Source organism: Paraburkholderia solitsugae, from assembly GCF_013177695.1.
GTDB lineage: Bacteria > Pseudomonadota > Gammaproteobacteria > Burkholderiales > Burkholderiaceae > Paraburkholderia > Paraburkholderia solitsugae.
In genome coordinates this window covers 24,973-35,958 of the sequence record NZ_WOEY01000072.1, presented here as the reverse complement: position 1 = coordinate 35,958, position 10,986 = coordinate 24,973, and the positions used below count along the sequence as shown (strand labels likewise).

The following is a 10,986-nucleotide window of genomic DNA, read 5'->3' as shown; positions in this document are numbered from 1 at the left end:
TACATGAACACGAATAAAAGCAAAGCATGCGCGAAAAATCAAGGTGATAATGTGAATTACATGGCTACATAGGACTACTAAAAAATTGCCGAACCCTACAACTGATGCGGGTTCCAGCAATTTCAGAAGCTAAAGCTGGGGCTAAAACGGGCGGATTGCGGATACTGGACCAACGCTTCATGGTGATCCGTCAGGCGATGGGTGTGCCGAAAGCCAGGGGCGATGAAGCGGCCGCGTATCTGTCGAGGTTCGTTGAGGACATGAAGGCGTCGGGCTTCGTCAGGGCGTCGCTGGAGCGGCATCACATCGCCGGCGCGGCAGTCGCAGACAATGACCAGTAGCACGCCCCACGCGTAGGTGCCGTGACAGGATCACTGCGCCTTGCGCGACTTTCCTCTGCCCGTGGTTTGCACGGCGGGTGCGCCCCCCTCGTCACGTTCCCGGCTCCATTGTTCAAGGAGCATGCGCGTCTGTCCGCGTACGGTCGACTTGAGCTGTTCGGCTTTCTCCGCATCGATGCTTTTCCAGCCGAGCGCCGACAGCGTCGCGCGATGCGCGACGTGAAAAATCACCAACTGCCCGAGCAGGCTAAGGGTGCGAATCAGGGTAACCGGATCATCGGCAGCACGCCCGGAAATTCGCGCCACGAGCGCCGCGCTCGCATGGTTTAGCGGCTCGCGGATCCGGCCGGCAAGAATCTGCGTCGCACTTTCGGGTTCGTGTCCAGCCTGCTCGCGCGCGAAGAAAAGCCGCCGGCCGGAATGGTCCGCTTTCGCGAAGGCGGTGTCCGCGATCGCTTCCTGAATGCGGATGAAGGCATCGATCAACGCTGCCGTGCCGGCGTTTTCACGCAGCACTTTCTGCGCATGCTCGACGACCGGCTCGAATGTCTTCCACGCTTCGTCGGCGAGCGCTTCGACGCACGCGCGATACACCCCTTCCTTATTCTCGAAGTAGTACTGCAGCGCGGGCGCGTTCACGCCGGCGCGGGCCGCGATATCGCGCGTGGACGCGCCCTCAAAACCGTGTTCGCCGAATAGGTCGACCGCCGCCTCGATGATCCGGTGACGCGTTTCGTCGCCGCGAGCATAGCCGCCTTCCGGTGAACGGCGCAGCTTCTTTGCGGTGTTCATGCATTGCTCTCCGCGTTTCTTTTCAATACGCCCGAAGGAAGTCCCCTTGGGGGACGCCCAGCAGGCATTTCCCGCAAGGCATTTCTTCCGAAATATATCACTTGACACAAGTGTATCGACTGGAATAATTATTCCAACCGGAAATAATTTGACCCATTCGATGTCAACAACCGCAGGCTCTCCCTCCCGCCCGATCCCTGCCGAAGACCCGCCTGCATCAAGCGCCAGGCGTCCCAGCCGGCGAACGGTCCTGATCGCGCTCGGCATCGTCGCCCTGATTATCGGCGCGGTCTGGCTCGCCCGCTGGTGGACGGTTGGGCGCTTCATCGAAAGCACCGACGACGCCTATCTGCAGGCTGACAGCGTCACAGTCGCACCCAAGATCGCCGGCTACGTCACGGAAGTCGACGTCGCTGACAATCAGGTCGTGAAGCCTGGCGATCCGCTTGTCCATCTCGACGCCCGCCAGTATCAGGTCGCGCTCAATCAGGCACTGGCCACGATCGATGCGCGCAAGGCCGACATCGAACGCGCCCAAGCCGAGATCAAACAGCAGCAGTCCAACATTGCGCAAACACAGGCGCAGCAGCAGGTGGCGCGCGTAAGCGCGCAGCATGCGAGCGACGAAGTGCGGCGCTACGCTCCGCTCGTCGCAACCGGCGCTGAAAGCAGTGAACGGCTGGCGGAATTGACCAGTAGTCGCGATCAGGCGAATGCCACGCTCGTCGCGAACTCAGCAGCGGTTGAAGCAGCACGCTCGCAGATCGGTTCAGCCACCGCGCAGCTCGCGCAGGCACGCGCACAACTCGAAGCGGCTGAGGCAAGCGCACAGCAATCGCAACTCGATCTCGACAACACCGTGGTGCGCAGCGTTCTCGGCGGCCAGGTCGGGGATCGCTCCGTGCGTGTTGGTCAATACGTACAACCGGGCACACGGATGCTGACGGTCGTGCCCGTGCAAAGCACCTATCTGCTGGCCAATTTCAAGGAAACGCAAGTGGGCCGGATGCGCGTCGGTCAGCCGGTGGAAATGCACGTCGACGCGTTGCCCGGTCATATGCTGCACGGCGTGATCGACAGTTTCTCGCCCGGTACGGGCTCGCAGTTCGCGCTGCTGCCGCCGGAAAACGCCACCGGCAACTTCACGAAGATCGTGCAGCGGGTGCCCGTGCGGATTCGTATCGACACCGGCGCGGAGACGCGTAGCGTGTTCTTGCCGGGGCTGTCGGTGACCGTGGATGTCGACACGCGTTCCGCGCGCGATCGTGACGCGCGCATCGATGCCGAGAACCATCGTGGCTGATTCGGGAACCGAAACGCCAGCCGCGCCGCACGCCGAGGAGCGTGCCAGCGTCGGCGACTGGATCGCCGTCGCCGCAGGCGCGCTCGGCGCCTTGATGGCGACGCTCGACATCTCGATCACGAACTCCGCGCTGCCGCAGATTCAGGGCGAAATCGGCGCCACCGGTACCGAAGGCACCTGGATTTCGACCGGCTATCTGATGTCGGAAATCGTGATGATTCCGCTGGCCGCATGGCTCACGCGCGTGTTCGGCTTGCGCAATTTCCTGCTCACGAATTCAGCACTTTTCATTGCATTCTCGATGATGTGCGGCTGGTCGCACACGTTACCCATGATGATCGCCGGCCGCATTGGGCAGGGCTTCACGGGCGGCGCGCTGATCCCGACGGCGCAGACCATCATCCGCACGCGCCTGCCGCTATCGCAGTTGCCGGTCGGCATGACCATGTTCGGCTTGATCGTGTTGCTCGGGCCGCTGCTTGGGCCTGTGGTCGGTGGCTGGCTCGCGGAGAACATCAGCTGGAGTTGGTGCTTCTTCATGAATCTGCCGATCTGCCTGGCGCTGATGACGCTATTGATCGTCGGCCTGCCGTCGGACCGGCCGCACTGGGAGGCGTTTTTCAAGGCGGACTGGCTCGGCATCGTCGGCCTCGCGATCGGCCTCAGTTCGCTAACGATCGTGCTCGAGGAAGGTCAGCGCGAGCGCTGGTTCGAATCGTCGATGATCGTGACGCTCACCTGCGTGTCCGTCTTCGGCATGATCCTGATCGCCGCCTCGCAATTGACCGCGAAGAAGCCGATCATGCGCCTGAGCCTGATGCGCAACCCAAACTACGCAAGCGTGATCGTGATTGTGTCCGCGGTCGGCGCGGCGTTGTATGGCGTGTCGTATCTGCTGCCGCAGTTTCTCGGCGTGGTCGCGGGCTACAACGCGGAGCAGTCCGGCGCGATCATGCTGCTTTCCGGGCTGCCCGCTTTCATGATCATGCCGGTCCTGCCGCGGCTGCTTGGCAAAGTCGACTTCCGCGTGCTGGTGATCACCGGGCTGGTGTTGTACGCGATCAGTTGCATGATCGATATCAGCCTGACGGCGCAGAGCGTCGGGCACGATTTCGTCTGGTCGCAACTGATACGCGGTACCGCACAGATGCTCGCGATGATGCCGCTTAATCAGGCGTCGATGGCAGCCGTGTCGCGCGAAGATTCTGGCGACGCTGCCGGACTCTACAACATGGCGCGCAACCTCGGCGGGTCGATCGGCCTTGCGATCATCGGTACCGTGATTGACCGGCGCACGACGTTTCATACCGCGATGATCCGCGAGTCTGTCAGCGCCAATTCGCTGATCGGCCAGGAGAGCCTTGCGGCGAACGCGGCGAACTGGTTCGCCCATACGGGGGACATGGCGTACTCGCAGATGCGCGCGCTTGGGCAACTCGGGGCGCAGATCCAGCAGCAGGCCATTGTGATGACCTATTCGGAAACCTTCTATCTGCTCGGCATCGCCCTGCTCGCCTGCATTCCGCTTGCGCTGCTTCTGAAAACGCCGCGCAGAAATGCGCCGCCGCCTCCGTCCGCCGGACACTAATGTCTTTTCATCCCACCATGATGTTCAACCGTCCCTCGTGTTTCGCACTGACCGCCGCCGCGCTTCTGTCCGCCCTGTCGGGTTGCACGGTCGGCCCGGATTATCACGGCGCGCCGCCGGTTGCCCAGGACGCCCGCAGCAGCGCGACTTTCGTGCGTACGCCGGCCTCCGGCACGACGGCGGCGCCCGCGCCGAACCAGTGGTGGCTCGCACTCAACGACCCACAGCTGAACGACCTCATCGCCGCCGCCTTGGCATATAGTCCCGATGTGCATATCGCGCAGGCGCGGCTGCGGGAATCGCGTTCGCAACTGCAGCAGCAACGTGCGAACGCCTGGCCGAAAGTGTCCGGGGATGCTGCCGCGCTGCGCATGCGCGAGCCTGATCTGAGTTCGCTCAGTTCGGGAAGCTCGTCAGGCAGCAGCGCAGCGTCGTCGGGGCGCGGCCCGCTGCAGCTCTATACCGCGGGCTTCGACGCCACGTGGGAAATCGACCTGTTTGGCGGCACGCGGCGCGCTATCGAAGCGGCGTCCGCGGATGCGGAAGCCGTCGACGCCGAGCTCGCGGACACCCAGGTATCGCTCGCCGCCGAGGTGGCGCAGGCCTACATCGAACTGCGCGACCAGCAGACGCGGCTTGAACTCGCGCAGCGTCAGACGCAGACCGAACAGAAAATGTTGACGCTCACGCAACAGCGCCAGGCGCGCGGCACGGCAGCGGATCTCGATGTCGAACGCCTGACCACGCAGGTTGAGAACACGCGCGCGACGCTGATTCCGCTCGACGCGCAACTGACCGATTCGCTCGACCGCCTCGCCGTGCTGACCGGTCGTGAGCCGGGTGCGCTGGACGCACAGCTCGCCGGCACGCGGCCGCTGCCGGCGTTGCCTGAGACTGTCGCAATTGGCGATCCGTCGGCAATGCTGCAGCAGCGTCCCGACATTCGTGCAGCGGAGCGGCGGCTCGCATCGAGCAATGCGCAGATCGGCGAACACATTGCGGATTTTTTCCCGAAGGTGACACTGCTCGGCGATATTGGCTTCAGCGCAAGCGATCCGGGCCATCTCGTGCGCAAGAGCAATTTCAGCTGGATCGGTGCGCCGTATCTGCAATGGAATGCGTTCGATTTCGGGCGCACGCTGGGCAGCGTGCGCGCGGCTGAAGCATCGCGCGACGAAGCCGAGGCCCGTTATACGAAGGCCGTGCTCGGCGCGCTGCAGGACGCGAACTCGTCGCTCTCGCGCTATGGGCATCAGCGCGCGCATGTCGTCACGTTGCAAAAGGTGGAAGCATCCGCAAGTCACTCGGCCACGCTGATGCGGCAGCGCTACGCCGCAGGGGTAGCCACACTGATCGATCTGCTCGACGCACAGCGTCAGGAGTTCACCGCGCAGCAGAATGTCGTCGGGGGACAGGCCGAGTTGCTCAAGGACTTTGTGTCGATACAGAAAAGCCTCGGCATCGGCTGGCAAGCAAGCAAGCAAGCAAGCACAGCAAGGTTAGCGTGCGGACGGCCTGATTTAAACGTATGGGTGGTTGGGTCGGGTGGGTTAATCCGCCAACGCTCGCACCACGAGCGGAGTGTCCCAGTAGAACGGGTTGAGCCCAGCATCCCCAGGCATTCCCAGAATACCTGGCAACGGTCTCAAGAACGTACACTCAGCGCTTCTTCCCTGCGCTGAGAGAAACCGTGCCTGCCATCACCTGCATCGAAGATTTACGCGTGCTTGCTCAACGGCGTGTGCCGCGCATGTTCTACGACTACGCCGACAGTGGCTCGTGGACCGAAAGTACCTACCGCGCGAATGAAAGCGACTTCCAGCGCTTGAAACTGCGCCAGCGAGTAGCAGTCAATATGGCGGGCCGCAGCACGCGCACGGAAATGGTCGGTCAGGAAGCCGCCATGCCCGTGGCGCTCGCACCGACGGGGTTGACCGGCATGCAACACGCCGACGGCGAAATCCTCGCTGCACGCGCGGCGGAGAAGTTCGGCGTGCCGTTCACCTTGTCCACGATGAGCATCTGCTCGATCGAGGACGTGGCCGCCCAGACCAGCAAGCCGTTCTGGTTCCAACTTTATATGATGCGCGACCGCGATTTCATCGTGCGATTGATCGAGCGCGCTCGCGCGGCAGGGTGCAGTGCCTTGATGCTCACGCTGGACCTGCAGATCCTCGGCCAACGTCACAAGGACATCAAGAACGGACTGTCGGCGCCGCCCAGATTGACCCCGGCGAACCTCATCAACCTCGCGACCAAGCCACGCTGGTGCCTCGGCATGCTCGGCACCCAGCGGCGCACCTTCGGCAATATCGTCGGTCACGCGAAGGGCGTGGGCGATCTGTCGTCCCTGAGTTCGTGGACCGCCGAGCAGTTCGATCCGGCGCTGAGCTGGGCAGACGTCGAGTGGGTCAAGAAACAGTGGGGTGGCAAACTCATTCTGAAAGGCATCATGGATGTCGACGATGCGCGCCTTGCCGCCGACAGCGGCGCTGACGCGTTGATCGTCTCCAACCATGGCGGCCGTCAACTCGACGGTGCGCCCTCCTCGATCTCGGCGCTCCCCGAGATCGCACGCGAGGTCGGTTCGCGCATCGAGGTGTGGATGGATGGCGGCATCCGTAGCGGACAGGACGTGCTGAAAGCCGTTGCGCTCGGCGCGAAAGGCACGCTGATCGGCCGCAGCTTCCTCTATGGCCTGGGGGCAATGGGCGAGGCGGGTGTCACACAGTGCCTGCAGATCATCCAGAAGGAACTGGACCTCACCATGGCCTTTTGCGGCCACACCGACATCCGTCAGGTGGACGAGCGAATCCTGCTGCCTGACAGGCGTTGAAGACAGGCGCTGAAGACCGACACCTGGCGGCAGGCGCTTGTCAGTGCGTTTGTCGTGAGCACATGCTTACGCCGGCGCTTCGCCTGCACACTTCATCTGCGGAAATAGCATGCCGCCACGGATGCGGGGTAAGCGATGTCAGCTCTTTCTCGATGTCTTGGCGACAAAGGGCGTCGGTACGTGCTGACACGCCTCGCTTCCGCACTTCGGACAACGCGGATGGGCGCTCTGATGTTCAGCGAGATGCTCAGCGTGCTCGAACAACTCGCCACACTTCTCGCAACGATATTGGTACGTCGGCATTGCTCTCCTCCAACACGAATCCCACCTGTGCTGGCCAGATACGACTCGCCAGCACGATCCAGTACTGTGACAATCCATTCTAGTGCAGCAAATGCGCAGTCATGCGTCTTATCTCAGCCGGTGCTCACTGATTCCGACGACGCCACCAGCGACCCGCGCTTTCGCTGACGGCGGGTTCGTACTAGGCTTGATTGTGGAAGGCCGTCGCCGGCTGGCGGAACGCGACGACTCGGCATCCGCTGACGAAAGCAGCCTCCCCCCGGTGTTCCCGGCGACACAGAGCGAGGTCCGATATGCAACTGCTTACGGTAACAATCTCCAAACCCGAAGCGACGAACTTCATCTTGGGGCAAACCCACTTCATCAAGTCTGTCGAGGATCTGCACGAAGCCATGGTCGGTACCGTTCCGGGTATCAAGTTTGGTTTGGCATTTTGCGAAGCGTCGGGTAAGCGGCTCGTGCGCCGGTCCGGCACCGACGCCGATCTGATCGAATTGGCGTGCCAGAATGCCATGGCCATCGCTGCAGGCCACTGCTTCGTGATCTTTCTGGGCGATGGCTTTTTCCCGGTCAATGTTCTGAACGCGATAAAGGCTGTGCCGGAGGTATGCCGGATCTTCTGCGCGACGGCGAATCCCACGCAGATTCTGGTCGCCGAGACAGATCAGGGGCGCGGTATCCTGGGGGTGGTTGATGGGTTCCCGCCGCTCGGCGTGGAAAACGAGGAGGACGTTCAATGGCGCAAGGACCTGTTACGTGCTATCGGCTACAAAGCGTAGCTGCGGTTACGCTCATTACGCGACATGCGCGTCTGCGACATGCGCGTTCGCGACCTGCGCGCCGGCCTGCCTGAACCATGGAACATCTGCCTCTCCAGCCCGGCACCCTGTGGCCCACCATCCTGCGCCAGACTGAGCATGCGCTGCGTTGTGGCGCACTGCGGCCGATCGAGACAATCCAGACGATAATCGCAGAAGGTGGCGTACGCTTCCTTGTCCGCCAGGTCTCAAGCCTCGCTCGCAAGGAGGAAGCGCGGGAGGCGCCCAAAGATACGGCCACGACGTGCCGCGCGGTCAATCCGTTCCTTCCTTATGATCCAGACCTCTTTGTGGCCGATATCTCGGACACGCACGTCGCCTTGCTCAACAAGTTCAACGTCATCGACCATCATCTCCTGATCGTCACCCGTCGTTTCAAATCGCAGGAAGCGCTGCTCGATCTCGCGGACTTTGCTGCATGGGTCGCCTGCATGGCGGAGTTCGATGGGCTGGGTTTCTACAACGGCGGCGCGGACGCCGGCGCGAGTCAACCCCACAAACATCTGCAGATCGTGCCGCTGCCGCTCGGAGAATCAGGTCCAGCAGTTCCCATTGAGTCCGTTCTTGAGTCCGCGTGCATAGAAGGCCCGATCGGCACCCTACCCGGTCTGCCTTTCAGGCATGCGTTCGCCTATCTGGAACGGGGTCCTGCCGCCTCGCGGCACGCCGCACACGCCGTGCTCGATTGCTACCTCGCGTTGCTCGAAGCGGCTGGTCTGCGAGCGATCGAAGTGAATGGCGAACTGCATCAGTCAGCACCGTACAACCTGCTTATCAACCCACGATGGATGCTGCTCGTGCCAAGGTCGTCGGAACGTGTTGAGGGAATGTCGGTGAATGCGCTGGGGTTTGCGGGATCGCTCTTCGTGCGGGACGCGGCACAGGCGCAAGTCATCAAGCGGCTCGGTCCGATGAGCATGCTGCAACGCGTCGCAGTCCCAGTCGTCATGGGGCAACAGGGCTGAGCAAGTTCAATCGATCCTCATAGCGGCGGGTCATAAAGCACGGCACGGATTATGACAAAACTGTCCGCTCACAGTGCCATTTAGCACGCGAGCGAAAAGTTCATACCCGCTGGCCCCTAACTGCGATGAAGGGATCTGAATGCATGCACAGCGCTCGACTTTCCACCCTCAACCGCAGCGGCGAAAGAGCCCCGTGCGAAACAGGTACGGATGAATGAGAACGACAGTTGCTATTTCTCTGGTCACCTAAAATACAGGCATGGTTCTGACCTCAAGGGAGGTTGCCATGACCGAGTCGATGATCAGTTTTGTAGTAGGAATCGTGGTGGTGCTATGCATCGTTGTATTCACAGCCACCCGCTACAGGCGGGAACACAAGGACCAGCAGGTTGCCCGCTGGCTCGACGCTCATCCGATCAAGAACTGGCTGCACCATAAGCACTGAACGACGCAACGTGATTTCCGGAGGGGGCGCAGCGCCTGGAAATGGATCCGGGCCATTTTCGGCCGGCGCCGCCTCTTTAGTCCTCACACATCCACGATGACCTCGAAGCCGCCGTAAATCAGCCGCTTGCCGTCGAAAGGCATCGGATTCACATCAGGCTGCAACCGCGGATCCGCCATCACGGCTTTCATGCCGTTATCCCGCACCTGACGTGACGGCCAGACAACCCACGAGAACACCACCGTTTCGCCATCCTTGCGTTTGACTGCCATCGGAAACGAAGTGAGCTTTCCGTCCGGCACGTCGTCTCCCCAGCACTCGACCACCTGCAACGCACCGTTCTCCTTAAAGACGCCCGCGGCCATTTCGGCCTGTTTTACGTATTTCTCGCGGTCGATCGTGGCTACCGGCACGACAAATCCATCGACGTAAGTCATGAATGCGCTCCTTTCTGGTTAAAAGCCAAACCGGGGCGGAAAGCGACGATGCCCGGACCGGCGTCACCGCGCCACCCTCCTACGAGCACGACGAACGACACGCCATGCAATCGACAACGATCGTGTTGTCTTCAACCGATCCCAGGGAAAAAACCAGTGGACGGGCAAATCTCATCGTGTAGCATCCGATCGTTACATTGTTCAATGTAACAATAATTGATGTCATCATGACAGGCGGCCGCGCGCCCGCCGGACAGCATATTCGGGAGGCATGTATGGGTGACAAGACCATTCCACACGTCAACGTGGACGAACTGGCGCAGTTCCGCGAAGTCCAGCAACTGGCCTATCGGTGCGTCGAGAGCGTCGGCGGCATGCTCCAGCCGGGCATGACGGAAAAAGACGCCGCCCGGCTGCTGACCGAATGGCTGCAGGATCACGGCGTGCGTGACTGGCTGCACAAACCCTTCGCCTGGTTCGGCGACCGTACCGCCTTTGAGGGCTTTTCCGGGCTGTCGCACATGGCCGGTTTCAATCTGGCCTTCTTCCCGAGTTCGCGCCGGCTGGAAGAAAACATGCCGGTCATTCTCGACGTGGCGCCGGTGCTGAACGGTGTCATCGCCGATGTCGGCTACGCCACCTGCGTCGGCACGAATCCCATTCTCGAACAACTGAAAGACGACCTGGCCGAACACCGCGAACTGATCGTCAGCATGGTGAAGCAACGGCGCACGCTGGCCGAAGTGGCGCGCGCGGTCGACCTGTTGTGCAAAAAACAGGGCGTGGAGCCGCGTCACAAGGCCTATCCGTTCAAGGTGCTTGCGCATCGTGTCGCGAAGCTGAACAACCCCGCCAAGCCGCGCTTCGTGGCGCGTTTCGGCCTGAATGCCACGCGCAATCTCGTCCTCGACCAGGTGAGCGCAGGCAGGAAGGAAGGCTGGTCGCCGTTATGGTCGATCGATCGCCGCTCCGATCATGCGCCGACGCCTGGCCTTTGGGCCGTCGAACCGCATCTCGGCTTTCAGGGCGTGGGTGCCAAGTTCGAAGAACTGCTGGTCATCACCGATGACGACGCCTACTGGCTCGACGACGATCTGCCGCATGTGCGCCGCTGGGCGCAGCGCGGGCAGACGCAATTCGCCGCATGACGGAGGCGCA

At 61.8% G+C, this 10,986-nt stretch carries 11 protein-coding genes and 1 pseudogene; 9 read left to right on the top strand and 3 right to left on the bottom strand.

The window, feature by feature from the left end:
- Positions 1-140: 140 nt before the first annotated feature.
- Positions 141-341, top strand: a pseudogene (locus tag GNZ12_RS18685) (ABC transporter substrate-binding protein); the annotation flags it as partial.
- A 30-nt stretch (positions 342-371) separates the two neighbouring features.
- On the opposite strand, the gene GNZ12_RS18680 reads toward GNZ12_RS18685, so the two are convergent.
- The gene (locus GNZ12_RS18680) at positions 372-1,133 is read right to left on the bottom strand and encodes a CerR family C-terminal domain-containing protein (protein ID WP_172312344.1); all 762 of its coding nucleotides are present in this window, start codon (positions 1,131-1,133) and stop codon (positions 372-374) included.
- 160 nt (positions 1,134-1,293) lie between these two features.
- Here GNZ12_RS18680 and GNZ12_RS18675 point away from each other — a divergent pair, with 160 nt between their 5' ends.
- The 4 genes from GNZ12_RS18675 to GNZ12_RS18660 are packed head-to-tail and all read left to right on the top strand — an operon-like array spanning position 1,294 to position 6,860.
- A complete protein-coding gene (locus GNZ12_RS18675) occupies positions 1,294-2,436 on the top strand; it encodes an HlyD family secretion protein (protein ID WP_235993798.1) in 1,143 nt (380 codons plus the stop codon).
- Positions 2,414-4,024, top strand: a complete 1,611-nt coding sequence (locus GNZ12_RS18670) for an MDR family MFS transporter (RefSeq protein ID WP_216673268.1) — start codon at positions 2,414-2,416, stop codon at positions 4,022-4,024. Before GNZ12_RS18675 ends, GNZ12_RS18670 begins: the two co-directional genes overlap by 23 nt.
- A gap of 17 nt (positions 4,025-4,041) precedes the next feature.
- Complete coding sequence (locus GNZ12_RS18665; protein WP_235993801.1) at positions 4,042-5,706, top strand: efflux transporter outer membrane subunit; 1,665 nt, start codon at positions 4,042-4,044, stop codon at positions 5,704-5,706.
- 8 nt (positions 5,707-5,714) lie between these two features.
- Entirely contained in the window at positions 5,715-6,860 is a 1,146-nt protein-coding gene (locus tag GNZ12_RS18660) for an alpha-hydroxy acid oxidase (RefSeq protein WP_172312340.1), read from the top strand.
- A gap of 138 nt (positions 6,861-6,998) precedes the next feature.
- Here the strand turns inward: GNZ12_RS18660 and GNZ12_RS18655 are convergent, their stop codons facing one another.
- Positions 6,999-7,163, bottom strand: a complete 165-nt coding sequence (locus tag GNZ12_RS18655; RefSeq protein ID WP_172312338.1) for an FmdB family zinc ribbon protein — start codon at positions 7,161-7,163, stop codon at positions 6,999-7,001.
- Positions 7,164-7,456: 293 nt separating this feature from the next.
- Between GNZ12_RS18655 and GNZ12_RS18650 the strand changes: the two genes are divergently transcribed.
- From GNZ12_RS18650 to GNZ12_RS18640, 3 genes are all read left to right on the top strand, one after another.
- A complete protein-coding gene (locus tag GNZ12_RS18650) occupies positions 7,457-7,942 on the top strand; it encodes an adenosine-specific kinase (protein ID WP_159002941.1) in 486 nt (161 codons plus the stop codon).
- 77 nt (positions 7,943-8,019) lie between these two features.
- Positions 8,020-8,946 (top strand): ATP adenylyltransferase family protein, encoded by a 927-nt coding sequence (locus GNZ12_RS18645; protein ID WP_172312336.1) that lies wholly within the window; start codon positions 8,020-8,022, stop codon positions 8,944-8,946.
- A 286-nt stretch (positions 8,947-9,232) separates the two neighbouring features.
- Positions 9,233-9,391, top strand: coding sequence for a hypothetical protein (locus GNZ12_RS18640; RefSeq protein ID WP_172312334.1), 159 nt, complete (start codon positions 9,233-9,235; stop codon positions 9,389-9,391).
- An 83-nt stretch (positions 9,392-9,474) separates the two neighbouring features.
- Here GNZ12_RS18640 and GNZ12_RS18635 read toward each other — a convergent pair whose 3' ends face one another.
- Complete coding sequence (locus GNZ12_RS18635; RefSeq protein ID WP_172312332.1) at positions 9,475-9,828, bottom strand: DUF1428 domain-containing protein; 354 nt, start codon at positions 9,826-9,828, stop codon at positions 9,475-9,477.
- Between the two features lie 275 nt (positions 9,829-10,103).
- Between GNZ12_RS18635 and GNZ12_RS18630 the strand changes: the two genes are divergently transcribed.
- Positions 10,104-10,976, top strand: a complete 873-nt coding sequence (locus GNZ12_RS18630) for a M24 family metallopeptidase (protein WP_172312330.1) — start codon at positions 10,104-10,106, stop codon at positions 10,974-10,976.
- Positions 10,977-10,986 lie beyond the last annotated feature (10 nt).